Genomic DNA, 24,093 nt, shown 5'->3' on the forward strand with positions numbered 1-24,093 from the left:
TACCCTTAATGGATTGAAACAGACCAGTACGCAGCGAGAGCCGAGCATGTCCACAGCCTACGAGCCCAACCCCGCCGACGTCACTGCGTCGTCCGCCGAGCACCGCGCCAAGGTGGCGCCGGGCGAGATCGCGGTCGGCGTGGTGGTGGGGCGCACCTCCGAATACTTCGACTTCTTCGTTTACGGCATCGCCTCGGTGCTGGTGTTCCCGTCGGTGTTTTTCCCGTTCGCCAGCCAGCTGGAAGGGCTGCTGTACGCCTTCACCATCTTCTCGTTCGCGTTCATCGCCCGGCCGTTCGGCACCGCCCTGTTCATGATGATCCAGCGGCGCTGGGACCGCAGCGTCAAGCTGACCGCCTCACTGTTCATGCTCGGCACCGCCACCGCCGGCATCGCCTTCCTTCCCGGCTACGAGACCCTGGGCGGCTTCTCGATCCTGTTGCTGGCCCTGTTCCGGATCGTGCAAGGGGTTGCATTGGGTGGCTCCTGGGACGGCCTGCCCTCGCTGCTGGCGCTCAATGCCCCACGCGACCGGCGCAGCTGGTACGCCATGCTCGGCCAGCTGGGCGCGCCGATCGGCTTCCTGGTGGCCAGCGCCCTGTTCCTGTTTCTGTTCACCAGCCTGCCCAGCGAGGATTTCCAGGGCTGGGGCTGGCGTTACCCGTTCTTCGTGGCGTTCGCCATCAACGTGGTGGCGCTGTTCGCCCGGCTGCGGCTGGTGGTGACCCATGAGTACACCGCCGCCCTGGAAGAGCGTGAGCTGGAACCGCTGGGCACCCGGGAAATGCTGCGCAAGCAGGGCTACAACATCTTTATCGGCTCGTTCGCCGCCCTGGCCAGCTACGCCCTGTTCCACATGGTGACTATCTTCCCGCTGTCCTGGATCTACCTGGGCGACACCCAGGCGATCAGCAACGTGCTGGCGATCCAGATCGTCGGCGCCATCATCGGCATGGGCGGCACGGTGTTTTCCGGCTGGATCGCCGACCGCATCGGCAAGCGCACCACGGTGGCCACCCTGGCGGTGCTGATCGGGGTGTTCAGCCTGTTCACGCCGATGCTGATGAACGGTTCGCCGCTGCAGCAGGACCTGTTCATCCTGATCGGCTTCGCCCTGCTGGGCGTGTCCTATGGCCAGGCCTCCGGCACCGTGACCGCCAACTTCGAGCGCCGATTCCGCTACACCGGCGCCGCCCTCACCTCTGACTTCGCCTGGCTGTTCGGCGCCGCCTTCGCGCCGCTGGTGGCCCTGGGCCTGTCGGCGAAATTCGGTCTCGCCTATGTCAGCGTTTACCTGCTGTCCGGGGTGGTCTGCACCTTGCTGGCGCTGCGCATCAACAAGCGCCTGGAAAACGACTGAGAAGGATCAGTTGAAAGTGACAAGTTAAAAGGTCAAAGCGCGGGCAGGGCCTTGCCGTCATCGGGGCCCGGCCCGCGTTTCAACTTTTAACCTTCAACTTTTAACCGGGGTCAGCTCAACGACCCCAGCGCCGCCTTGGTGAAGGGCTCGATCTCGCCGCCCTGACCTTCGCGCATTTTCACCAGCCAGTTCGGGTCCTGCAGCAGGGCCCGGCCCACCGCGATCAGGTCGAACTCGTCCGCCGCCATGCGCTTGACCAGCTCCTCGATGCCTTTCGGGTTGGCGGTACCGCCGATGCCCTGGTTGTTGGCGCCGATGAAATCGTCGTCCAACCCCACGCTGCCCACGGAGATCGCCGGCTTGCCGGTGAGCTTCCTGGTCCAGCCCGCCAGGTTCAGATCCGAGCCTTCGAATTCCGGCACCCAGAAACGGCGGGTGGAGGCATGGAACAGGTCCACCCCGGCGTCCACGAACAGCGCCAGGAAACGCTCCAGCTCCTCTGGATTGTGGGCCAGGCGCGCCTCGTAGTCCTGCTGCTTCCATTGCGAGTAGCGCAGCACGATGGCGAAGTCCTCGCCCACCGCGTCACGCACCGCCTGGACCACTTCCACGCCAAAGCGGGCGCGGTTTTCCAGGGAGCCGCCGTACTGGTCGTCGCGCTGGTTGGTGCCTTCCCAGAAGAACTGGTCCAGCAGATAGCCGTGGGCGCCGTGGATTTCCACCCCGTCGAAGCCCAGCGCCTTGGCGTCCCGGGCGCCGTCGGCGAACGCACGGATCACATCATCGATGTCCTGCTGGTCCATGGCCTTGCCGTTGGGCTTGCCGGGTTTGAACAGGCCGGACGGCGAATAGCCGGGGGCGTCCTTGTCCGGGCCCACGCCGGGCCGGCGGGTGCCGCCCACGTGCCAGAGCTGGGGAATGATGGCGCCGCCGGCGCCGTGCACTTCCTCCACCACCCGCTTCCAGCCGGCCAGCGCGGCCTCGCCGTGGAAGGCGGGCACCGCGTCGTGGCCCGGGGCGCCCGGGTGATTGATGGTGGTGCCTTCGGTGATCAGCAGGCCCACCTGCCCTTCCGCGCGCCGGCGGTAGTAGCCGGCCACGTTCTCGCCGGGCACCTGGCCGGGTGAGAAGTTACGGGTCATGGGGGCCATGGCCACGCGGTTGCGCAGCTTCAGGGACTTGCATTCAAACGGACGAAACAGGGGCGCGAGATCGGCGCTCATTAACACTCTCCCGGTCAATCAAACGGTGATGACTCACAAAAACAGTGACGTAATCTACCGTGATTCGTCCGAAAGCGACACCGCCGAAGGCCGTTCGTCCAGATCCAGGCGGCGCGCCTTCCAGTAATGGCGCCGCCAGTAGACGTTGTTCAGGGAAGAGGTCATCACGCCCCGGCTGGTGGAGGCGTGCAGGAAGCGGTCGCCGCCCATGTAGATGCCCACATGGCGCTGGCGGAAGCCGGTCTTGAAGAACACCAGATCGCCGGCTCGCAGTTCGTCGCGGCCCACCCGGCGCCCCTCCCGGGCCAGTTCGTCGGTGGTGCGCGGCACATCGATGCCCAACTGCGACTGGAAGGTGACCTGCACGAAGGCGGAGCAATCAATGCCCTGGCGGTCGCTGCCGCCCAGCCGGTAGGGCACGCCCCGCCATTGCTCCGCCTGGGCGCGCAGCAGCGGTGAGATGGGAGCCGCATCAGCGGCATCGGCGGGCACGTCGTCACGCAGCAAGGGCGGCGGCTCGGCGCCGGCGCTACGCTCTTCCACCCGGGGTCCATGGTCCATGGAGCGGGTGGCGCAGCCACCCAGCAGGGCCGCCAGCACCAGCGCGGTCAGAACGGTTCGCCAGGAGCGGGGGTACAACACACCGGGCACGGCGTCTCCCTGGGGTTTCCGGAATTCGATTCCACGGACTATACCGTTGCGCCCGGGTCCGCCTCAATGGCCGCCGTGGCCGTGCTCCATCATGTGTTTGGGGTTGTGCATGCCCTCTTTCACGCCGAAGCGGATCAGCAGCACATTGACCGGGTAGGCCACCAGCAGGCCGGCGGTCAGGGAAATCACCAGGGCGCCCCAGAAATGCGGGTCCCCGAGCCGGGCGCCGCCCCCCAGCCAGGTGTTCACGCCCAGGGCGGACGCTTCCATGGCGGTGATACTGAGCGTTTCCGCCAGCACCGAATCCTTGAGAGCCACCGCCAGCGCCTCGCCACTTTGCACCAGCGGCCCCAGGGTGAAGGCGAAACCGATCAGATAGGCCAGCGCGAAGGTCACCAGATTCACCGGCCAGCCGCTCAGAGCCAGCACCCCGACCATGAACAGCACGCCGATGATCTCACCCAGGCCGCAGCCGGAATAGCAGTGCGCCACCGAGCGGAAACTGCGCCGCCACAGGGAATCCTGGCGGATCTGGCCGCGCCCGGAGTAGTAGTAAATGGCCAGCCCCAGCGGGCCGGAATACAGCACGGTGAGCACCCAGGCGACCTTCATCATGCCGCCGAGGAACGGGTTGTTGCGGTGCAGATCGCGCGCCGTCCAGGCGGCGCAGGCCAGGGCCACCAGGGCCCACGCCGCCAGCACTGGCCAGGTCAGTCCTTCAAGCACGGTTCGCCTCCTTGCCGGAATACCCGGTCATTGCAACGGGGACAATGGCGGCGTGGCAAGGCGGCCCGGGCAACCTTTACGGTGTTTGACGATAGGCGGCGGGCGGTCCGGGGTCAGGCCAGTTGCGCGCGCATGGCGTCGATCACCGTCCGGTAGTCGCCCTTGCCGAAAATGGCCGAGCCGGCCACGAAGGTATCGGCGCCGGCGGCGGCCACCTCGCCGATGTTGTTCTCGGAGACGCCGCCGTCCACTTCCAGGCGGATGTCACGGCCGCTGTCGTCGATCAGGCGGCGCACCCGCTCGATCTTCCTGAGGGTACCGGGGATGAACTTCTGGCCGCCGAAGCCCGGGTTCACGCTCATCAGCAGGATCATGTCCAGCTTGTCGAGGACGTATTCCAGGCAGTCCGGCGAGGTGGCCGGATTCAGCACCAGACCGGCCTGGCAGCCGGCGTCGCGGATCAGCTGCAGGGAACGGTCCACGTGGCGGGAGGCTTCCGGGTGAAAGGTGATCATGGAGGCGCCGGCGTCGGCGAACATGCCGATCAGGTCGTCCACCGGGCTGACCATCAGGTGCACGTCGATGGGCGCGGTGATGCCGTGTTTGCGCAGGGCCTGGCAGACCATCGGGCCAATGGTCAGGTTGGGCACGTAATGATTGTCCATCACGTCGAAATGGATCACGTCGGCGCCGGCGTCGAGCACCGCCTCGCACTCCTCGCCCAGGCGCGCGAAGTCGGCGGCGAGAATGGAGGGAGCGATCCAGGGGGTTTGCTTGGCCATGAAAAATCCTCGGTGCGTGACTCAGCGGCGGCGTTGGGACAGAAAGCGGTCCAGTTCGGCGAGACGCTCGGGCGTGCCGATGTCCCACCAGTGCCCGGCATGGTGCTCGCCGGTGGCGCGGTCGGCGGCAATGGCGGCGCGCAGCAGCGGCGCCAGCGGTCGTTCGCCGTCGTCCAGGTCCCGGAACAGGGCCGGATGCAGCCGCGCGATGCCGGCGTAGGTGAGCCGGGGGGCGGCATTATCGCTCAGCCGGCCGTGCTCTGTTAAATGGAAATCCCCGTCGGGATGGTGGGCCGGGTTGTCCACCAGCACCAGATGGGCGCGGTCGTCGCCGGCCAGCGCGCCGAGATCGCGGAAATCGTAGTCGGTCCAGATGTCGCCGTTGACCAGAATAAAGGGCGCCTCGCCCAGCAGCGGCAGCGCCCGGCGGATGCCGCCGGCGGTTTCCAGCGGCGTGCCCTCGTGGGACCAGTGCAGGCGCACCCCCAGATCCGCGCCATCGCCCAGCCGCGCCGGCAGCTGCTCGCCGAGCCAGCCGGTGTTGATCACAATATCGCTCACCCCGGCGTCGCGCAGGGCCTCGATGGGGTACTGGATCAGCGGCTTGCCGCCGGCCTCCAGCAACGGCTTGGGGGTGCGGTCGGTGAGCGGACGCATGCGTTTGCCGTAGCCGGCGGCCAGGATCATGGCGGTGGACTCCCCGCTCACGGGCAGCCCCACTGGTCCAGCAGCCGGCCCAGGTCGGCCAGCTCCGGCCGCCGGGTGATCACGGTGCGCAGGTAGGCGAAGAAGCGCGGCGCGTCCTCCAGGTATTTCGGCTTGCCGTCCCGGTGCCGGATGCGCGCGAAGATGCCGATCACCTTCAGGTGACGCTGGGCGCCCATCAGATCGCACCAGCGCAGCCAGTCGTCGAAGGCCGCCGGCACCGGCAGGCCGGCGGCGCCGGCCCGTTCATGGTAAAGCCGCAGCCAGACCCGCACCCGGTCCTCCGGCCAGCTCAGAAAGGCGTCCTTGAACAGGCAGATCGGGTCGTAGCTGAGCGGGCCCGCCACCGCGTCCTGGAAATCGATGACCCCCGGATTGGGGTCGCTGACCATCAGATTGCGGGGCATGAAATCCCGGTGCACGAACACCCGCGGCTGGGCCAGGGCGGACTCGATCAGGGTGTCGAACACCGCCTCCAGGCGCGCCGTGTCGGCGCCCTCCAGGGTCAGACCGCGATGGCGCCCCAGGTACCATTCGCTGAACAGCCCCAGCTCACGGCGCAGCAGGGCCCGGTCGTAAACCGGCAGCCCGTCGGCGTCGGCGCCGCTCTGCTGGGCGATCAGGGTGTCCAGGGCGGCGCCGAACCAGGCGTCCGCGTTGCCGTCGTCCAGGGCGGTAAGCCAGGTTTCGGTGCCCATGTCGGTGAGCAGCAGAAAGCCCTGCTCCAGGTCCCGGTGCAGGATCTCCGGCACGTGCACGCCGGCGGCGGCCAGCCGCCGGGCCACGTCGATAAAGGGCCGGCAATCCTCCTGCTCGGGCGGCGCGTCCATGGCCACCAGGGTGCGGCCGCCGTGCCGGTAACGAAAGTAGCGGCGGAAACTGGCGTCCGCCGAGGCCGGCTCGCCGGCCACCGGAGCGCCCACCCAGGCACTCACCCATTGGTCCAGCGCCGCGCGCCGGTGATCCTGATTACCGTTCTCAGGCTGCATTGCCACCTTCAATCCATTACACTGCCGCGATTCGACTGAAACTCCGCACCGCCAACGACAACGCCGGCCCCACCGGCAGGGTACGCGCCATCAAGGACGCGGTCGGGGATTCCGAAACGGCCTTTTTACCTGTTCCGAGCAGCCGATGCCACTGCCCAAACCATCGTTTTTACCCGGCCTGGCACTGATCCTGGCCGGCTTCGCCGGCGCCGATGACGACCTCAACTGGGTCGACCGGGAGTCCATGGAAGCCCTGCCCCCGGTCCTGCAACGGCCGATTCCGGTGTGGTGCAGCGGCATCTATTACAACCCGCGAGTGGGCATGCCCGCCGAGCGCAGCGACACGGTGATCACCGCCGACCGCACCAGTCTCACCCAGGACGGCCTGATCGAGATGGGCGGCGACGTGCTGATCGAGGAGCCCGGCCGCCGGCTCACCACCCAGTCCGCCCTGCTCGACCAGTCCAGCGGCAAGTTCCAGGTGGACAACGACCTGCGCCTGGAGACCGACCAGTTCACCTTCCTCGCCGACGGCATGAGCGGCCAGACCGACCGCCGCGAGGTGAGCCTGGACGGCGTGCGCTATTCCCTGTTCGGCCCGGGTGCCCGGGGCACCGCCGATTACATCGATCTGGTCGACAACTTCGTAACCATCGAGCAGGGCAGCTACACCACCTGTCCGCCGGCCTCCAACGGCTGGCAGTTGAACGGCCGCCAGATCCGCCTGGACCGCAGCCAGGGCTGGGGCGAGGCGCGGGACGTGACGTTGCGGGTCAAGGGCGTGCCGGTGCTGTGGCTGCCGTGGATCACCTTTCCCATCGATGATCGCCGCAAGACCGGCCTGCTGTTCCCGACCATCGCCACCAGCGACAGCGGCGGCCTGGACGTGACCCAGCCGATCTACATCAATCTGCACCCGCAGATGGACGCCACCGTGGCGCCGCGCTACATCGACGGCCGGGGCAGCGGCCTGGAAACCGAGTTCCGTTACCTGAACCGCTTCGGCCTGGGCCAGGTCAGCTACGGGGTGCTGTTCAGCGACCGCCAGTTCAACGACGAGAACCGGGAAGTGGCGTCCTGGCGGCACAGCGGCTCGGTGCGCCGCTGGCAGCTCACCGCCGACGTCAATTACGTGTCCGACGACTTCTATTTCAAGGATCTGGACACCGGCCTGGAGGTCAGTTCCCAGACCCACCTGCCGCGCCTCGGCGAGGCCCGCTATTACGGCCGCCGCTGGCAGGCCCTGGCCCGCATTCAGTCCTGGCAGACCATCGACCCGACCCTGCCGGACAACCTGGAACCCTACCGGCGTCTGCCGCAGCTGCAGCTGTCCGGCGACCCGCAACTGTTCGGCCCCCTGCACGGCCTGTGGCTGAGCGACGTGACCGCCTTCGACCGGGCCGACAACGACACCAGCAACAATCCCACCGGCGCCCGGGTGCACATGGCCCCGGGGCTGGCGGTGCGGCTCAAGAAACCCTGGGGCTATGTGGAACCCCGGGCGCGGGTCTACCACACCCGCTACCAGCTGGACGACGCCGACAACAGCGCCGACCCGACCCTGACCACCTGGGGCGCCAGCCTGGATTCCGGGCTGTTCCTGCAGCGCGACACCAGCCTGTTCGGGCGCGGCTACACCCAGACCCTGGAACCGCGGGTATTCATCAACAAGGTGGCCTACGAGTATCAGGACGATCTGCCCAACTTCGACGCCGGTGAGCTGACCTTCTCCTACAACACCCTGTTCCGGGAAAACCGCTTCATCGGCTACGATCGCATCGGCGACGAGGAAAAGATGTCGGTGGGCCTGACCAGCCGTTTCCTGCGCAGCGACGACGGCCGCGAGCAGCTGCGTCTGCGGGTGGGCCAGGGCTATTACACCGGCGAGCGCAAGGTGCAACTGCGCGGCCGGGAGCCGGATGACGCCGACCAGACCCCGATGGTCGCCGACGCGCGCTGGAACTTTGGGCACGATTGGTACCTCTATTCCGAAGGCCAGTGGGACACGCACGCCAACCAGCGCCAGCGCTCGTCCCTGCGCCTGGGCTACACCGACCGGGAGCGCCGCGTCCTCAACCTGGGTTTTCATGACCTGGCGGAACGGGACATCCAGCAATCGGAAATCGCCGCCATCTGGCCGATCCACCGCAACTGGCGCCTGATCGGCCGCTGGCTGTACGACCTGGAAAACCAGCGCACCCTGGAGACCCTGGCCGGCGCCGAATGGCGCAATTGCTGCTGGAAGATTCGTCTGGTCAGCCAGCGGGAGCTGGTCGACGACGACGGCAACGGCACCCTGGAAGGCGACTCCACGGTATTAATGCAGATTCAAATGACCGGGCTCGGCGGGTTCGGCGGGCGCGTGGACAGCCTGCTGGAGCGCAGTATTCCCGGATACAGGAGTGAGTATGATTAGGATCGGAGCCTGGTTGCTGGGCGCGTTGTTGATGACCCAGGCCGCCCAGGCGGACATGCAGCCGCTGGACCGCATCGTGGCGGTGGTCAACGACGGCGTGATCATGGACAGCGAACTGGACGCGCGGGTCAACGACATCGCCGCCCAGTTCCGCGCCGACAACCGCCCGCTGCCGCCGCTGGAGGTGATGCGCGAGCAGGTGCTGGACCGCATGATCCTGGAGCGGGTGCAGCTGCAGATGGCCGAGCGCGGCGGCATCCGCGTGGACGACGCGGCGCTCAACCAGGCCCTGGAGGGCATTGCCCGCCAGAACAACATGACCCTGCCGCAGTTTTCCGAGCGGCTGCGCGGCGAGGGTTACGACTGGTCCCAGTTCCGCGAACAGATCCGCAACGAGATGGTGATCTCACGCCTGCAGCAGCGCAGCGTGGCATCGCGGATCCGCGTCACCGACCGGGAGGTGGAGCGCTTCCTGCAGTCCGAGACCGGCAAACGCATGTTCCAGGCGGATTTCCATCTCGGCCATATTCTGGTCAAGGTGCCCGGCGGCGCCAGCCCGGACCAGGTGCGCGCGGCCAAGCAGAAAGCCGACGATCTGGTCGGCCGCCTGCGCGGCGGCGCCGACTTCGCGGAAACCGCGGTGGCGGAATCCGACGGCCCGGAAGCCCTGGAAGGCGGCGACCTGGGCTGGCGCGAGGCGGCCCAGTGGCCGAGCCTGTTCGCCGATGCCGCCATCGATATGCAAAAAGGCGAGATCAGCGAGCCGCTGCGCTCCGGCGCCGGCTTCCACATCCTCAAGATGATCGACCGTCGCGGCGGCGGCGAGCGCCTGGTCACCCAGTACAAGGTGCGCCATGTGCTGGTGCGCCCGGACACGCTCACCACCGAGGAGCAGGCCCGCCAGGAAATCGACCGGCTGCACGACCAGGTGGCCTCCGGCGAGCTCACCTTCGCCCAGGCCGCCGAGCGGTCCTCCGACGACCCGGGCAGCGCCCGCGCCGGCGGCGAGCTGGGCTGGGTGGCCCCCGGCGAAATGGTGCCGGAGTTCGAGCAGATGATGCAGGAAACGCCCAAAGGCCAGCTGTCGCCCACCTTCCAGACCCAGTTCGGCTGGCACTTCCTGCAGGTGGAGGACGTGCGCGAAACCGACATGAGCGACCGCTACCGGGATCTGCAGGCCCGCCAGGCCCTGCAGAAGCGCCGCTTCGACGAAGAGCTGCAAACCTGGCTGCAGGAGCAGCGCGCGGAGGCCTACGTGGACATCCGCCTGAACCCGGATTCATGATCCGCCCCCTGGCCCTGACCAGCGGCGATCCGGCCGGCATCGGTCCGGACCTGGCCCTGACCCTGGCGGCGGAGGCATCGGCCACGCCGCTGGTGATCCTCGGTGACCGCCGGGTGCTGGCCGAGCGCGCCCGGGCCCTGGGTCTGGACCTGAACCTGCCGGACTGGGTCCCGGGCCAGCCGGTGCCTTCCGGCGCCGCGCTCTGGCACTGCCCGGCGGGGGCGGCGGTCACCGCCGGCCGCCCGGACCCGGCCACCGGCGCCGGCACCCTGGAAATGCTGCGGCGTGCCGCCGATGGCTGTCTGGACGGTACCTTTTCAGGCATGGTCACCGCCCCGGTGGCCAAGAACGTGATCTGCGAGCGCGCCGACCCGGCCTTTACCGGCCACACCGAGTTTCTGGCCGAGCGCGCCGGCGTGGACCGGGTGGTAATGATGCTGGCCGCCGGCGACCTGCGGGTGGCCCTGGCCACCACCCACCTGCCCCTGGCCAAGGTGCCGGCGGCGATCACCGACGCCGGCCTGACCCGGGTGCTGACCATTCTGCGCGACGATCTGCGCGCCAAATTCGCCCTGCCACGGCCGCGCATCCTGGTGCTGGGGCTCAACCCCCACGCCGGCGAAGGCGGCCACCTGGGCCGCGAGGAGCTGGACATCATCATCCCCACCCTGGAACGCCTGCGCGGCGAGGGCTTCGATCTGACCGGCCCGGTGCCGGCGGACACCGCCTTCCAGCCGGCCCTGCTGGAGCGCCACGACGCGGTGCTGGCCATGTACCACGACCAGGGCCTGCCGGTGCTCAAATTCGCCGGCTTCGGCGAGGCGGTGAACCTGACCCTGGGCCTGCCGTTCATCCGCACCTCGGTGGACCACGGCACCGCCTTCGATCTGGCCGGCACCGGCCGCGCCCTGGCCGGCAGCCTGCGCGCCGCCACCCGGCTGGCGGCGCAACTGGCGCAGCGTGCCGCCCCGTCGGAGACCGCCTCATGAGCACCCCGCACCGCGCCCGCAAGCGCTTCGGGCAGCACTTTCTGCACGATCCGGCCATCATCGAACGGCTGGTGCGCAGCGTCGCCCCCGGCGAGGGCCAGTCGCTGGTGGAAATCGGCCCCGGCCAGGGCGCCCTCACCTACCCGCTGCTGGACGAGGTGGACCATCTGCAGGTGGTGGAGCTGGACCGGGACCTGATCGCGCTGCTGCGTGAACGCATCGCCCCGGAACGGCTCACCATCCACGAGGGAGACGCCCTGCGGTTCGACTTCGCCGCCCTGGCGGACGGCCGTCCGCTGCGGGTGGTGGGCAACCTGCCCTACAACATTTCCACGCCGCTGATCTTCCATCTGCTCGACCAGGCCGGCGCCATCGCCGACATGACCTTCATGCTGCAGAAGGAAGTGGTGGACCGGCTGACCGCCGCCCCCGGCGGCAAGGACTACGGGCGCCTGTCGGTGATGGTGCAGTATCATTGCCAGGCGGATTACCTGTTCTTCGTGCCGCCGGGGGCCTTCCAGCCGCCGCCCAAGGTGGATTCGGCGGTGGTGCGCCTGACCCCCTACGCCACGCCGCCCTGGCCGGCCGACGACCCGACCTGGCTGGCGCGGCTGGTGGCCCAGGCCTTCAGCCAGCGCCGCAAGGCGATTCGCAACAGCCTGAAAAGCCTGATCGACACCGACCTGTTCGCCGCCACCGGCATCGACCCGGGCCTGCGCCCTGACCACCTGACGGTGGCCGACTACGTGGCCCTGGCCAATGCCAGCGGCGGCGCCCCGGAATCACAAGGAGCCCGTTCATGACCGTCGCGGACCCGAACCGCTACCGGATCCAGGTTTCCGTGAAAGTGGAATACCTGCCCGAACAGAGCGACGCGGACAACCAGCGCTGGGTGTTCGCCTACCACGTCACCCTGAAGAACAAGGGCAAGCAGACCGCCCGCCTGCTGACCCGCCACTGGGTAATCACCGACGGCGAGGAGCGCACCCGCGAGGTGCACGGCGAAGGCGTGATCGGCGAACAGCCCAGTATCGCCCCCGGCAGCTTCTACCAGTATTCCAGCGGCGCGGTGCTGGAAACCGAGGTGGGCACCATGCACGGCAGTTACCAGATGCTGGCCGAGGACGGCACCTGTTTCGACGCGGAAATCCCGGCCTTCACGCTGGCGGTACCGCGGGCCCTGCATTGAGACACCGGAGCGCCCCATGAGTACCTTCGCGATCGGCGACCTGCAGGGCTGTCTGGCCCCCTTCGAGGCGCTGCTCGACAGCATTGGCTTCAACCCGGACCGGGACCGGCTGCTGCTGGCCGGCGACCTGGTCAACCGGGGCCCGGACTCCCTGGGCACCCTGCGCCGGGTGCACGCCCTGCGCGACAATGCGCAGGTGGTGCTGGGCAACCACGACCTGCACTTGCTGGCGGTGGCCCACGGCCACGCCCGGCCGAAGAGCAAGGACACCCTGCAGCCGATTCTGGACGCCCCGGACCGGGACACCCTGCTCAACTGGCTGCAAAGCCAGCCGTTGCTGGTGGAGGCGCCGGAATTCGACGCCGTGATGACCCATGCCGGCCTGCCACCGCTGTGGACCCTGGACCAGGCCCGCCGGCGGGCGGCGGAGATCACCGGGGTGCTGGCCGACCCGGACAGCGCCGACACGTTTTTCAGCCAGATGTACGGCAACCAGCCGGCGGGCTGGCGCGACGACCTGACCGGCGCCACCCGCTGGCGGGTAATCACCAATTATTTCACGCGCATGCGCTTCGTCGACCGCCAGGGCGACCTGGACCTGACCACCAAGGGCGAGGCCGATCAACCGCCGGCGGGCTTCGTGCCCTGGTTCGAGCATCCGGATCGCCTGGACCCCGGGTGCCGCGTGCTGTTCGGCCACTGGGCGGCCCTCGAGGGCCGCAGCGGCGTGGCCGGTGTGGAAGCCCTGGACACCGGCTGCGTGTGGGGCGGTTGCCTGACCGCTTTACGCCTCGACGACAACGCCCGTTTCCGCTGCGACTGCTGATCGCGGCGCACGCCCGGCGGGCGTTCTCCACCGCTTATCCGATATCACACTCCCTGCACTTTTTCTTCACGGTTCCATTCATTTTTGCTTTTGACTTGGCGTTCGTTTTGGCGCCATGCTAGAACCAGAGTGATTCAAAACATTCCACGGTTTTGAATCCGCCCGCATTGCTCGACCCCGTCATCACGCCGCCGTCCGCGGACGTCGGCCGGGAGTATCCGATGAATTATGCGCGGACCCTGATCTCGCTTTTTCTGACCACCGCCCGGTGGCACGGGCCCGCTTTAATTCTTTCCGCCGTCCCGTTTTTTCTTGCCCCGCTGACGACCCCGCGCCGCGAAGTTGGAACGGAACTGGCATGGCATCCGTTTGATTCCACCGATTCCCCATCGTCAGGAGGGAGTAAGGCATGAGTATTCTTCGCCACTATCAGGCCCGGTTCGATGCCGCCCAGGAAGATGAACTGTCCCTGGAGGATTACCTCGCCCTGTGCAAGACCGACCCCGGCGTGTACGCCTCGGCCGCCGAGCGCATGCTGATGGCCATCGGTGAACCGGAATTGGTGGACACCTCCAAGGATCCGCGCCTCTCCCGCATCTTTTCCAACAAGATGATCCGGCGCTACCCGGCGTTCTCCGAGTTCTACGGGCTGGAGGACGTGATCGAGAACATCGTCAGCTACTACCGGCACGCCGCCCAGGGTCTGGAAGAGCGCAAGCAGATTCTTTACCTGCTGGGCCCGGTGGGCGGGGGCAAATCCTCGCTGGCGGAAAAACTGAAAGCACTGATGCAGAAGATTCCGTTCTACGCGATCAAGGACTCACCGGTGAACGAGTCACCGTTGGGCCTGTTCGACCCGGAAGAGGACGGCCCGATTCTGGAAGAGGAATACGGCATCCCGCGCCGCTACGTGAACACCATCATGTCGCCCTGGGCGGTGAAGCGGCTCAAGGAGTTCGGCGGCGACCTGAGCCAGTTCCGCGTGGTCAAACGCTACCCCTCGATTCTCGACCAGGTGGCGGTGGCCAAGACCGAACCCGGTGACGAGAACAACCAGGACATTTCCTCCCTGGTGGGCAAGGTGGACATTCGCAAGCTGGAGGACTTCGCCCAGGAAGACCCGGACGCCTACAGCTTCTCCGGCGGTCTGTGCCGGGCCAACCAGGGGCTGCTGGAATTCGTGGAGATGTTCAAGGCGCCGATCAAGGTGCTGCACCCGCTGCTCACCGCCACCCAGGAGGGCAACTACAACGGCACCGAGCACATGGGCGCGATTCCCTTCGACGGCATCGTGCTGGCGCACTCCAACGAAGCGGAGTGGCAGACCTTCAAGAACAACAAGAACAACGAGGCCTTTATCGACCGGGTCTATATCGTCAAGGTGCCCTACTGCCTGCGCGTCACCGAGGAGCAGCAGATCTACGACAAGCTGCTGCGCAACTCCAGCCTGCGCGAGGCGCACTGCGCGCCGGACACCCTGCGCATGCTGGCCCAGTTCTCGGTGCTCACGCGCCTGAAGGAACCGGAGAACTCCAGCATCTATTCGAAGATGCGCATCTACGACGGCGAGAACCTGAAGGACATCGACCCGCGCGCCAAGTCGATCCAGGAATACCGCGACATGGCCGGCGTGGACGAGGGCATGGACGGGCTCTCCACCCGCTTCGCCTTCAAGATTCTGTCCAAGGTGTTCAACTTCGATCACACCGAAGTGGCCGCCAACCCGGTGCATCTGATGCACGTGCTGGAGCAGCGCATCGAGCAGGAACAGTATTCCCAGGAACGGCAGGACCAGTACCGCCGTTTTATCAAGGAATACCTGGTGCCCCACTATGTGGAGTTCATCGGCAAGGAAATCCAGACCGCCTACCTGGAGTCCTACTCCGAATACGGCCAGAACATCTTCGACCGCTACGTGATGTACGCGGACTTCTGGATTCAGGATCAGGAATTCCGCGACCCGGACACCGGCGAAATCTTCGACCGTCAGGCGCTCAACGAGGAACTGGAGAAAATCGAAAAACCGGCGGGCATTTCCAATCCCAAGGACTTCCGCAACGAGGTGGTCAACTTCGTGCTGCGCGCCCGCGCCAACAACGCCGGTCGCAACCCCAGCTGGATGAGCTACCAGAAGCTGCGCGACGTGATCGAGAAGAAAATGTTCTCCAACACGGAAGATCTGCTGCCGGTGATCTCCTTCAATCCCAAGGGCAGCGAGGACGACCGTCGCAAGCACGACAACTTCGTCAAACGGATGATGGACCGGGGCTACACCGAGAAGCAGGTGCGCCTGCTGTCGGAATGGTACCTGCGCGTACGGAAAGCCCAATAAAGGCAGTTGCTTCCGGAGTAAGCCCATGAGCTACATCATCGACCGGCGTCTTAACGGCAAGCACAAAAGCACGGTGAACCGGCAGCGCTTTCTGGAGCGCTACCGGCGCCACATCCGCGAGGCGGTGAACGACGCGGTGGGGCGGCGCTCGATCACCGACATGGAACAGGGCGAACGTATTTCCATCCCGCGCAAGGACCTGTCCGAGCCGGGCTTCCACCATGGCGCCGGCGGCCGGCGCAATGTGGTGCACCCCGGCAACAAGGAATTCCAGCAAGGCGACCGCATCAAGAAGCCGTCCGGCGGCCAGGGTGGCGCCGGTGGTCAGAAGGCGGGGGACAGCGGCGATGGCGACGACGAATTCGCCTTCGAGATCGACCAGCGTGAGTTCCTCAACTTTCTGTTCGAGGACCTGGCCCTGCCCAATCTGGTGAAACGCCACCTGCAGGGCACCCGCAACTTCCATCGTCGCCACGGCGGCATCGTCAGCCATGGCCTGCCGGCCAAGATCAATATCGTGCGCTCCATGCGCCAGGCCTCCATGCGCCGCCGCGCCCTCTCCTCGGCCAGCCGCAAACGGCTGCGCCTGCTCAAGGCGGAGCGCGACGACCTGCTGCTACGGGATCAGTCGCCGGAGCGCCATCAGCGTCTGGCGGAACTGGAGGAGCAGATCGCCCGCCTGCAACGGCGGCTGGAGCGCATCCCGTTTCTGGACGAGGTGGATCTGCGCTACAACCACCACGTCCAGGTGCCCACCCCGGTCAGCCGGGCGGTGATGTTCTGCATCATGGACGTGTCCGGCTCCATGAATCAGGACATGAAGGATCTGGCCAAGCGCTTCTTCCTGCTGCTCTACCTGTTCCTGCAACGGAACTACGAGCACACCGAGGTGGTGTTTATCCGCCACCACACCAGCGCCAAGGAAGTCACCGAGGAAGAGTTCTTCTACTCCCGGGAAACCGGCGGCACCATCGTCTCCAGCGCGCTCAAACTGACCCTGGACATCATCAAGCAGCGTTACCCGGTGGACGAATGGAATCTGTATGCCGCCCAGGCCTCCGACGGCGACAACTGGAACGACGATTCGCCATCCTGCGCGGGCCTTCTGGAAAAGGAACTGTTGCCGCGCCTGCAGCACTTCTCCTACGTGGAAGTGATGCCGCGCAGCCACCAGGCCCTGTGGGAGCAGTACCAGAGCGTGCAGGACCGGCACGGGGACAGCTTCTCCATGGCCCAGCTCGACGAACCCGGCGACATCTACCCGGTGTTCCGGCGTCTGTTCAAAAAGCGGATGGAGGCGGCATGACGGTGACCGAAAGCAAACTGCTGTCCACCGGCTCGGACTGGGACTTCGACACCCTGGCCCGCTACGACCAGGCCATCGCCGAGCTGGCCCACGGCAAATACGGCCTGGACACCTATCCCAACCAGATCGAGGTGATCTCCTCGGAACAGATGATGGACGCCTATTCCTCGGTGGGCATGCCGGTGGGCTACAACCACTGGTCGTTCGGCAAGCAGTTCGTGGAGGTGGAAGGCCGCTACCGGCGCGGCCAGATGGGGCTGGCCTACGAGATCGTGATCAACTCCAACCCGTGCATCGCCTACCTGATGGAAGAGAACACCATCACCATGCAGGCACTGGTGATCGCCCACGCCAGCTACGGCCACAATTCCTTCTTCAAGGGCAACTACCTGTTCAAGACCTGGACCGATGCCTCGGCGATCATCGACTACCTGGTGTTCGCCCGTCATTACATCGCCGAATGCGAGCAGCGCCACGGCGTGGCGGCGGTGGAAGAGACCCTGGATTCCTGCCACGCCCTGATGAACTACGGCGTGGACCGCTACAAGCGGCCCACGCCGATTTCCGCCCAGCGGGAACGGCAGCGCCAGCGGGAGCGCGAGGAGATTCTGCAGCGCCAGGTTTCGGAGCTGTGGAAGACCTTTCCGGAACTGCAGCCGGCGATGCAACGCCGTGAGCCCAATTCCCGTTTTCCGGCGGAGCCCCAGGAAAACCTGCTCTATTTTCTGGAGAAGAACGCGCCGCTGCTGGAACCCTGGCAGCGGGAAATGCTGCGCATCGTGCGCAAGATGGCCCAGTACTTCTACCCGCAACGCCAGACCAAGGTCATGAACGAGGGCTGGGCCACCTTCTGGCACTACACCCTGCTCCACGACCTGTACGACAGCGGCCAGGTGGGCGACGGCTTCATGCTGGAGTTTCTGCAGAACCACAGTCAGGTGGTCTATCAACCGCCGTTCGATTCCAGGTACTACTCCGGCATCAACCCCTATGCCCTGGGGTTCGCCATGTTCACCGACATCCGCCGCATCTGCGAGCACCCCACCGAGGAGGACCAGCACTGGTTTCCGGACATCGCCGGCAGCGACTGGCTGAAAACCCTCAAGTTCGCCATGGAAAGCTTCAAGGACGAGAGCTTTATCCAGCAGTTCCTGTCACCCCGGCTGATCCGGGAGTTCAAGCTGTTCAGCCTGTTCGACGACGCCGAACGGGACTTCATAGAGATCGACGCCATCCATGACGAGCGCGGCTACCAGCTGATCCGTAACCAGCTCTCCGAGCAGTACAACCTGAGCATCCAGGAGCCCAATATCCAGGTCTACCACGCGGACGTGCGCGGCGACCGCTCCCTGACCCTGCAGCACATCCGCCAGCACCACCGCCCCCTGGACCCGGACAGTGGCCGCGAGGTGCTGCGCCACCTGCACCGCCTGTGGGGCTTCGACGTGCACCTGGAGAGCATCGACAACGGCACCGTGGTGGAACGGCTGTCGATGCCCGCGCCCTGATCCGCCGCCGGGCGCGACCGCCGGCGGCGAACAGATACGTCCGGTGCCTTGATTGATAAATATTCTCATTAATGATTGTATCCGGCGCGTGTTTTTCTGCCTGGAGCCTTCCCCCATGCGCCGTTTTGGCCTGCTCGTTTCCCTGCTCGTCGCCGCCCTGATCACCACCGGTTGCGGCACGCAAACCGACGAAGTAAACGTCTACTCCGCCCGCAAGGAAGCGCTGATCAAGCCGCTTCTGGACCGCTTCTCCGAACAGACCGGCACCACCGTGAACCTGATCACCGGCAGCGCCGACGCCCTGGTGGAGCGCATGAAGGCGGAGGGCGAACACAGCCCCGCCGATGTGCTGGTCACCGTGGACGCCGGCCGCCTGTACCGGGCCCAGGAAGAGGGCCTGCTGGCCGCCACCAGCAGCCAGGAGCTGGACCGCCAGGTACCGCCGGCCCTGCGCGAACCGGAGGGCCGCTGGTTCGGCCTGTCGGTGCGCGGCCGGGTGATCGTTTATGCCCCGGACCGGGTGGACCCGGCCAACCTGTCCAGCTACGAAGCCCTGGCCGACGAACAATGGGCCGACCGTATCTGCATCCGCTCCTCGGACAACATCTACAACCAGTCCCTGGTGGCCAGCCTGATCGCCCACGACGGCGAGCAGGCCACCGGCGAGTGGGCCAAGGGCCTGGTGGCCAACATGGCCCGGGATCCGGTGGGCGGCGACCGCGACCAGATCAAGGCGGTGGCCGCCGGCGACTGCGATCTGGCGGTGGTGAACACCTACTATCTCGGCATGATGCAGGCCGATCAGGACGATGAAACCCGCGACATCGCCCACCGGGTGCGGGTGTTCTGGCCGAATCAGGACGGCCGCGGCATCCACGTCAATATCTCCGGCGCCGGCGTCGCCGCCAACGCCCCCAACCCCGACAACGCGCAAAAGCTGCTGGAATTCCTGGTCAGCGACGAGTCCCAGCAGTGGTACGCGGAAACCAACCACGAGTACCCGGTGCGCCCGGGCGTGCCGGCCAGCGAGCTGCTGCAAAGCTGGGGCGAGTTCAAGCAGGACGACCTGCCGCTGGTGAAGCTGGGTGAGCTGAACGCGGACGCCGTCAAGGTGATGGACCAGGCCGGCTGGAAATAACCCCTTGCGATTCACGGCGGGCGGCCGCTCCTGGCTGCTGCTGATTCTGGCCCTGGCGCTGGCCGCGCCGGTGCTGGTGGTGGCCGGCAGCTGGCTGGCCGGCGCCTCCCCCAACTGGGCGCACCTGCGCGCCACGGTGCTGCCCGGCTATGTGCGCCTGTCGCTGCTGCTGGCCCTGGGCACCGGCCTGGGCGCGCTGGTGATCGGCGTGGGCGCCGCCTGGGCGGTGGCGCGGCTGCGCTTTCCCGGGCGCCGGCAATTGGAATGGGCCCTGCTGCTGCCGCTGGCCTGCCCCGCCTATCTGATCGCCTATACCTGGACCGGCCTGCTGGCCAGCGAAGGCGCCCTGCAACGGGCCCTGGCCGTGCCCCTGCCGGACATCCGTGGTCCCGCCGGGGCGGTGGCCATGTTCACCCTGGTGCTTTACCCCTATGTGTACCTGATGGCGCGGGCCGCCTTCGTCAGCCAGGCGGCGCTGGCCCAGGAAGTCGCCCGCACCCTGGGCGCCGGCCCCTGGCGGCGCTTCTTCCGGGTGGCGCTGCCGCTGGCGCGGCCGGCCATCGTGGCCGGCCTGGCGCTGGTGCTGATGGAGACCCTGGCCGATTACGGCACCGTGGCCTATTTCGGCGTGCCCACCCTGAGCACCGGCATCTACCGCACCTGGTTCGGGCTTGGCGACCGGCTGGCGGCGGCGCAGCTGGCCGGCGTGCTGCTGCTGGCCATGGTGGTGCTGCTGTGGGTGGAGCGCCACGCCCGCCAGCAACGGCGCATCGCCGCCGGCGGCCCGCCGGCTCCGGCCACGCCCCTGCGCCCGTTGCCCGGGCTGCTGGTGGCGGCGCTGCTGTGGCTGCCCATCGTGCTTGGCTTCGCGCTGCCGGTGCTGCAGCTGGCGCTCTGGAGCCTGCCCCGTTGGCGCGGCCTGCTGGCGCCGGACTTTCTGGCGTTGCTCGGCACCAGTCTGTTGATCGCCGCCAGCACCGCGCTGGCGGCCACCGCCCTGGGGCTGTTGCTGATCTGGGCCCGGCGGCTGCGCGCGGACCGCCCCCGGCGGGCCGCCGCGCGGCTGGCCGGGTTCGGTTACGCGGTGCCCGGCACGGTGCTGGCGGTGGGCGTGGTGATGGTGCTGGCGAGTCTCGACCGGGGCCTCAACGACGGGCTCGCCGCGCTCGGCCTGCCGACGCCGGGGCTGCTGTTTTCCGGCACCCTGTTCGCGGTGATCTTCGCCTGCACGGTGCGCTTTCTGACCATTCCGGTGCAGGGCCTGGACGCCGGCCTGCAGAACCTGTCGCCCAATCTGGACAGCGCCGCCCGCTCCCTGGGCGCCCGCCCCGCCGGCCTGCTGCGGCGGGTGCACCTGCCGTTGCTGCGGGTGCCCCTGGCCACCAGCGCCTTGCTGGTGTTCGTGGACACCCTCAAGGAACTGCCGGCGGCGCTGGTGCTGCGCCCCTTCAATACCAATACCCTGGCGGTGCGCGCCTTCGAACTGGCCTCCGATGAACGGCTGGCGGACGCCGCCCTGCCGGCGCTGGCGATTCTGCTGGCCGGGGTGGCGCCGGTGATCCTGCTGACCCGTTCCATGCGCGTGCCCCACGCCCCGTCACCGTGAGCGTTTCGTTATGCTGACCCTGGACCGTCTTTCCCTGCGCTTCGACCGCCAGCCGGTGCTGGACACGATCAGCCTGACCCTGGACCAGGGCCGCATCGGCTGCCTGATCGGCCCGTCCGGCTGCGGCAAGACCTCGCTGCTGCGGCTGATCGCCGGCTTCCTTGCCCCCGACGCCGGCCGCGTGCTGCTGGACGGCGAGCCGGTGGCCGAAGCGCACCGGCAGACCCCGCCGGAGCAGCGCCGGGTGGGCATGGTGTTCCAGGACATCGCCCTGTTTCCGCATCTCGATGTGACCGACAACATCGCCTTCGGCCTGCACCGGCAGCCGCCGGCGGCACGCCGTGCCCGGGTCGGCGAGCTGCTGACGCTGGTCGGCCTTCCCGGTCTCGGCGACCGCTACCCGCACCAATTGTCCGGTGGCCAGCAACAACGGGTGGCCCTGGCCCGGGCGCTGGCGCCCCGGCCGCGCCTGTTGTTGCTCGATGAGCCGTTTTCGGCCCTGGACGCGGAACTGCGCGAACAGATCAGCCGGGAGGTGCGGCAGATTCTGCTGCGCGAGGGCATCACCGCGCTGTTCGTCACCCACGACCAGAACGAAGCCTTCGCCCTGGCCGATTACGTGGGGGTGATGCACGGCGGGCGGCTGCGGCAATGGGACACGCCCTACCAGGTCTACCATCAACCGGCGGACCGCACGGTGGCGGACTTTATCGGTGGCGGCGTGTTGATACCGGGCCGGGTGCGGGACGCGGACCGGGTGGACACCGCGCTGGGCGAGCTGCGTGGGCCGCTACCGCCGGGGCTGGTGCCGGGCGCCGAAGTGGATGTGCTGGTCAGACCGGACGATCTGGTGATCGACGACGGCGGGCCGCGCCGGGCGCGGGTGGTGGAGTGCCTGTTCCGGGGGGCGCGCATGCTCTACACCCTGGAACTGGACAACGGCCAGAGACTGCCTTGCCTGGCCAGCAGCCACCACGCCCATGCGCAAGGCACGGGCGTGGCGGTGCGTCTGGACCTGGAACACCTGGTGGTGTTCCCGCGGGATCAGTCGAGCAAATTCACCAGCCGCTGACGGATGGTGGAGGTGCACTCCTCGATGATCGAGGCCACCAGTTCATCGCAGGAAGGAATGGTATCGATCAGGCCCTGCACCATGCCGCTGGTCCAGATGCCGTAGTCCACGTCGCCTTCCTTGAGGGCCACCTTGCCCTTGGCGCCGGCCACCATGTCGCTGATCAGCTCGAACTTCATGTCCTTGCCGGCCTCGCGCTCGATCTCGTTGACCCGCTCCGCCACCTTGTTCTTATAGACCCGGGCGGTGTTGCGCAGGGGCCGGTAAACCAGCGCCGTGTCGCGTTCGCTGCCCTCGACGATGGCGCGCTTGATGTTCTCGTGGATGGGCGCTTCCTGGGTGGCCATGAAGCGCGTGCCCATGTTGATGCCGTCGGCGCCCAGGGCCAGGCAGGCGGCCATCTGCGCGCCGGTGCCGATGCCGCCGGAGGCAACCATGGGAATGTCCAGCACCCGGGCGGCGGCGGGCAGCAGCACCAGGTTGGTGACGTCGTCCTCACCCGGGTGGCCGGCGCACTCAAAGCCGTCCACCGACACCGCCGCGCAGCCCAGGCTCTGGGCCTTCAGGGAATGGCGCACCGAGGTACACTTGTGGATCACCTTGACGCCGTGCTCGTTGAACAGCGCCATGAACGGCTCCGGGCTGCGCCCGGCGGTTTCCACGATCTTGACGCCGGACTCGACGATGGCCCGGGCGTATTCCTCATAGGGCACCGGCTTGATGGTCGGCAGCAGGGTCAGGTTGACGCCGAACGGCTGGTCGGTCATCTCCTGGCAGCGGGCGATTTCCCGGGCCAGATCCTCCGGCGTGGGCTGGGTCAGGCCGGTGATGATGCCCAGGGCGCCGGCGTTGGACACCGCGGAGGCCAGCTCCGCGTAGCCCACGTTCTGCATGCCGCCCTGGATGATCGGGTAGCGGGTACCCAGCAATTCGGTAAGACGCGTTTTCATGAAGGTCTCTCTCCCATCGTGGTTCACCGACCCTACCCAGCCACCGGGCGCCGTACAATGATCTTATCCGTCACCGACTGTGGCGGAAACGACCTGACTGCGCACCCGCCGGTCGCCGAACAGGTACAACCCCAGGGCGGCGACGATCACCGCCGCCCCCGCCAGCACCCGCGGCCCGAGCTGTTCGTCGTTGAGCCCGGCGCCCAGCGACAGCGCCAGCACCGGCGTGATCAGGGTCACCAGCGCCACGGTGGCCGCCGGCAGCCGGGCCAGCACCAGAAAGTAGCAATAGAAGCCCACCAGGGAACCGAACACCGCCAGGTAAACGATCGCCCCGAGACCGCGCACATCGCCGCTCCACTGCACGCCCTGGCCGGTGATCAGCATGGCCAGGCCGTACAGCGGCAGCGAGCCGATCAGCCCGCCCACGGTCTGCTGCATCGGCGCCAGGCCGGCACCGACCCGCTGCACCACGATGCCGGACAGCGCGAACAGGCTCACCGCCGCCAGAATCCACAACATGCCGCGACCACGGCCGTCCAGCGCCGCCCCGTCCCGGCCCAGGGCCGACAGACTGTCGCCGAATACCAGCGCCAGCCCGGCCAGCCCCAGCAGGCAGGCCAGCCAGTGCCAGGCATTGAAACGGGCGCCGCCGCGCACCGCCAGTAACATCACCCCGGAAATCAGCGGCGCCATGCCGAACACCACCGACAGCAACCCGGAGGGCAGATCCCGCGCCGCCATGTAGCTGCAGCCCATGGCCCCGAAAATGCCCGGCAGGGCGGCGCCGTAGCTGGCCAGGGCACGCCGGTGCAGCGGCAGCCCCTGACGCCGCACCAGCAACCACACCACCCCGAGCAGCGCCGCCAGCGCCATGCGCCCGCCGGCGGCGGCGAACGCCGGCAACGCCTCGCCGCTCCATTTGATGCCCAGCGGCGTGGTCGCCCAAACGGCAATCACGATCAGATAGGCGGCCAAGGTGTTCATGTCATTCCTTGCGTAAGGTGACGCGGTTGCGGCGAGGTTGTGAAGGCTTCGGA

At 67.3% G+C, this 24,093-nt stretch carries 21 protein-coding genes; 13 read left to right on the forward strand and 8 right to left on the reverse strand.

The genetic code is table 11. From position 1 onward, the window contains the following. Positions 1-46 precede the first annotated feature (46 nt). Entirely contained in the window at positions 47-1,360 is a 1,314-nt protein-coding gene (locus ACLD0W_RS01890; protein ID WP_410305819.1) for an MFS transporter, read from the forward strand. A 110-nt stretch (positions 1,361-1,470) separates the two neighbouring features. Here ACLD0W_RS01890 and ACLD0W_RS01895 read toward each other — a convergent pair whose 3' ends face one another. The 6 genes from ACLD0W_RS01895 to ACLD0W_RS01920 form a co-directional block, all read right to left on the reverse strand. Then, positions 1,471-2,583, reverse strand: coding sequence for an NADH:flavin oxidoreductase (locus ACLD0W_RS01895; RefSeq protein WP_410305820.1), 1,113 nt, complete (start codon positions 2,581-2,583; stop codon positions 1,471-1,473). 54 nt (positions 2,584-2,637) lie between these two features. Continuing rightward, positions 2,638-3,234: an NlpC/P60 family protein gene (locus tag ACLD0W_RS01900; protein ID WP_410305821.1), complete on the reverse strand. Its 597-nt coding sequence runs from the start codon at positions 3,232-3,234 to the stop codon at positions 2,638-2,640. A 63-nt stretch (positions 3,235-3,297) separates the two neighbouring features. Next, positions 3,298-3,960 (reverse strand): DUF4396 domain-containing protein, encoded by a 663-nt coding sequence (locus tag ACLD0W_RS01905; RefSeq protein ID WP_410305822.1) that lies wholly within the window; start codon positions 3,958-3,960, stop codon positions 3,298-3,300. Between the two features lie 113 nt (positions 3,961-4,073). After that, positions 4,074-4,742 carry a ribulose-phosphate 3-epimerase gene (gene rpe, locus ACLD0W_RS01910; RefSeq protein ID WP_410305823.1) on the reverse strand — a complete coding sequence of 223 codons (669 nt, stop codon included), beginning with the start codon at positions 4,740-4,742 and terminating at the stop codon, positions 4,074-4,076. Positions 4,743-4,763: 21 nt separating this feature from the next. Further along, positions 4,764-5,429: an N-acetylmuramate alpha-1-phosphate uridylyltransferase MurU gene (murU, locus tag ACLD0W_RS01915; protein WP_410306796.1), complete on the reverse strand. Its 666-nt coding sequence runs from the start codon at positions 5,427-5,429 to the stop codon at positions 4,764-4,766. A gap of 17 nt (positions 5,430-5,446) precedes the next feature. Then, a complete protein-coding gene (locus ACLD0W_RS01920; protein ID WP_410305824.1) occupies positions 5,447-6,436 on the reverse strand; it encodes an aminoglycoside phosphotransferase family protein in 990 nt (329 codons plus the stop codon). Positions 6,437-6,581: 145 nt separating this feature from the next. Between ACLD0W_RS01920 and ACLD0W_RS01925 the strand changes: the two genes are divergently transcribed. The 12 genes from ACLD0W_RS01925 to ACLD0W_RS01980 all read left to right on the forward strand — a co-directional run bounded on the left by ACLD0W_RS01925 (position 6,582) and on the right by ACLD0W_RS01980 (position 22,103). Then, positions 6,582-8,852 carry an LPS-assembly protein LptD gene (locus ACLD0W_RS01925; protein WP_410305825.1) on the forward strand — a complete coding sequence of 757 codons (2,271 nt, stop codon included), beginning with the start codon at positions 6,582-6,584 and terminating at the stop codon, positions 8,850-8,852. Beyond that, a complete protein-coding gene (locus ACLD0W_RS01930; RefSeq protein ID WP_410305826.1) occupies positions 8,845-10,137 on the forward strand; it encodes a peptidylprolyl isomerase in 1,293 nt (430 codons plus the stop codon). Before ACLD0W_RS01925 ends, ACLD0W_RS01930 begins: the two co-directional genes overlap by 8 nt. Then, positions 10,134-11,126: a 4-hydroxythreonine-4-phosphate dehydrogenase PdxA gene (gene pdxA / locus ACLD0W_RS01935; RefSeq protein WP_410305827.1), complete on the forward strand. Its 993-nt coding sequence runs from the start codon at positions 10,134-10,136 to the stop codon at positions 11,124-11,126. The genes ACLD0W_RS01930 and pdxA overlap by 4 nt, the downstream gene beginning before the upstream one ends. Further along, entirely contained in the window at positions 11,123-11,929 is an 807-nt protein-coding gene (rsmA, locus tag ACLD0W_RS01940) for a 16S rRNA (adenine(1518)-N(6)/adenine(1519)-N(6))-dimethyltransferase RsmA (RefSeq protein WP_410305828.1), read from the forward strand. Before pdxA ends, rsmA begins: the two co-directional genes overlap by 4 nt. Continuing rightward, a complete protein-coding gene (gene apaG / locus ACLD0W_RS01945; protein ID WP_410305829.1) occupies positions 11,926-12,315 on the forward strand; it encodes a Co2+/Mg2+ efflux protein ApaG in 390 nt (129 codons plus the stop codon). Before rsmA ends, apaG begins: the two co-directional genes overlap by 4 nt. Positions 12,316-12,331: 16 nt before the next feature. After that, positions 12,332-13,141, forward strand: a complete 810-nt coding sequence (locus ACLD0W_RS01950) for a symmetrical bis(5'-nucleosyl)-tetraphosphatase (RefSeq protein ID WP_410305830.1) — start codon at positions 12,332-12,334, stop codon at positions 13,139-13,141. Positions 13,142-13,550: 409 nt separating this feature from the next. Next, on the forward strand, positions 13,551-15,473 hold the full coding sequence (locus ACLD0W_RS01955) for a PrkA family serine protein kinase (RefSeq protein ID WP_410305831.1): 1,923 nt from the start codon (positions 13,551-13,553) through the stop codon (positions 15,471-15,473). 25 nt (positions 15,474-15,498) lie between these two features. After that, on the forward strand, positions 15,499-16,779 hold the full coding sequence (locus tag ACLD0W_RS01960) for a YeaH/YhbH family protein (RefSeq protein WP_410305832.1): 1,281 nt from the start codon (positions 15,499-15,501) through the stop codon (positions 16,777-16,779). Continuing rightward, the gene (locus ACLD0W_RS01965) at positions 16,776-18,287 is read left to right on the forward strand and encodes a SpoVR family protein (RefSeq protein ID WP_410305833.1); all 1,512 of its coding nucleotides are present in this window, start codon (positions 16,776-16,778) and stop codon (positions 18,285-18,287) included. Before ACLD0W_RS01960 ends, ACLD0W_RS01965 begins: the two co-directional genes overlap by 4 nt. A gap of 115 nt (positions 18,288-18,402) precedes the next feature. After that, entirely contained in the window at positions 18,403-19,425 is a 1,023-nt protein-coding gene (locus tag ACLD0W_RS01970) for a Fe(3+) ABC transporter substrate-binding protein (RefSeq protein ID WP_410305834.1), read from the forward strand. 4 nt (positions 19,426-19,429) lie between these two features. After that, positions 19,430-21,031, forward strand: coding sequence for an ABC transporter permease (locus ACLD0W_RS01975; protein ID WP_410305835.1), 1,602 nt, complete (start codon positions 19,430-19,432; stop codon positions 21,029-21,031). Positions 21,032-21,041: 10 nt separating this feature from the next. Further along, on the forward strand, positions 21,042-22,103 hold the full coding sequence (locus tag ACLD0W_RS01980) for an ABC transporter ATP-binding protein (protein ID WP_410305836.1): 1,062 nt from the start codon (positions 21,042-21,044) through the stop codon (positions 22,101-22,103). Here the strand turns inward: ACLD0W_RS01980 and ACLD0W_RS01985 are convergent. Together ACLD0W_RS01985 and ACLD0W_RS01990 are read right to left on the reverse strand one after the other, a co-directional pair. After that, positions 22,076-23,053: an NAD(P)H-dependent flavin oxidoreductase gene (locus tag ACLD0W_RS01985; protein ID WP_410305837.1), complete on the reverse strand. Its 978-nt coding sequence runs from the start codon at positions 23,051-23,053 to the stop codon at positions 22,076-22,078. The genes ACLD0W_RS01980 and ACLD0W_RS01985 overlap by 28 nt on opposite strands. A 63-nt stretch (positions 23,054-23,116) precedes the next feature. Then, positions 23,117-24,040 (reverse strand): DMT family transporter, encoded by a 924-nt coding sequence (locus ACLD0W_RS01990; RefSeq protein ID WP_410305838.1) that lies wholly within the window; start codon positions 24,038-24,040, stop codon positions 23,117-23,119. Positions 24,041-24,093: the final 53 nt, after the last annotated feature.

The organism is Alloalcanivorax sp. C16-1 (assembly GCF_046507805.1).
Taxonomy (GTDB): domain Bacteria; phylum Pseudomonadota; class Gammaproteobacteria; order Pseudomonadales; family Alcanivoracaceae; genus Alloalcanivorax.

Excerpts from the sequence above, each read along its gene's own strand:
- rpe (WP_410305823.1), bottom strand. The coding sequence starts at position 4,742 with ATGGCCAAGCAAACCCCCTGGATCGCTCCCTCCATTCTCGCCGCCGAC.
- ACLD0W_RS01970 (WP_410305834.1), top strand. The coding sequence starts at position 18,403 with ATGCGCCGTTTTGGCCTGCTCGTTTCCCTGCTCGTCGCCGCCCTGATC.
- ACLD0W_RS01890 (WP_410305819.1), top strand. The coding sequence starts at position 47 with ATGTCCACAGCCTACGAGCCCAACCCCGCCGACGTCACTGCGTCGTCC.
- ACLD0W_RS01960 (WP_410305832.1), top strand. The coding sequence starts at position 15,499 with ATGAGCTACATCATCGACCGGCGTCTTAACGGCAAGCACAAAAGCACG.
- ACLD0W_RS01925 (WP_410305825.1), top strand. The coding sequence starts at position 6,582 with ATGCCACTGCCCAAACCATCGTTTTTACCCGGCCTGGCACTGATCCTG.
- ACLD0W_RS01965 (WP_410305833.1), top strand. The coding sequence starts at position 16,776 with ATGACGGTGACCGAAAGCAAACTGCTGTCCACCGGCTCGGACTGGGAC.
- ACLD0W_RS01930 (WP_410305826.1), top strand. The coding sequence starts at position 8,845 with ATGATTAGGATCGGAGCCTGGTTGCTGGGCGCGTTGTTGATGACCCAG.
- ACLD0W_RS01920 (WP_410305824.1), bottom strand. The coding sequence starts at position 6,436 with ATGCAGCCTGAGAACGGTAATCAGGATCACCGGCGCGCGGCGCTGGAC.
- ACLD0W_RS01990 (WP_410305838.1), bottom strand. The coding sequence starts at position 24,040 with ATGAACACCTTGGCCGCCTATCTGATCGTGATTGCCGTTTGGGCGACC.
- ACLD0W_RS01985 (WP_410305837.1), bottom strand. The coding sequence starts at position 23,053 with ATGAAAACGCGTCTTACCGAATTGCTGGGTACCCGCTACCCGATCATC.
- ACLD0W_RS01955 (WP_410305831.1), top strand. The coding sequence starts at position 13,551 with ATGAGTATTCTTCGCCACTATCAGGCCCGGTTCGATGCCGCCCAGGAA.
- ACLD0W_RS01895 (WP_410305820.1), bottom strand. The coding sequence starts at position 2,583 with ATGAGCGCCGATCTCGCGCCCCTGTTTCGTCCGTTTGAATGCAAGTCC.
- ACLD0W_RS01950 (WP_410305830.1), top strand. The coding sequence starts at position 12,332 with ATGAGTACCTTCGCGATCGGCGACCTGCAGGGCTGTCTGGCCCCCTTC.
- murU (WP_410306796.1), bottom strand. The coding sequence starts at position 5,429 with ATGATCCTGGCCGCCGGCTACGGCAAACGCATGCGTCCGCTCACCGAC.
- apaG (WP_410305829.1), top strand. The coding sequence starts at position 11,926 with ATGACCGTCGCGGACCCGAACCGCTACCGGATCCAGGTTTCCGTGAAA.
- pdxA (WP_410305827.1), top strand. The coding sequence starts at position 10,134 with ATGATCCGCCCCCTGGCCCTGACCAGCGGCGATCCGGCCGGCATCGGT.
- rsmA (WP_410305828.1), top strand. The coding sequence starts at position 11,123 with ATGAGCACCCCGCACCGCGCCCGCAAGCGCTTCGGGCAGCACTTTCTG.
- ACLD0W_RS01980 (WP_410305836.1), top strand. The coding sequence starts at position 21,042 with ATGCTGACCCTGGACCGTCTTTCCCTGCGCTTCGACCGCCAGCCGGTG.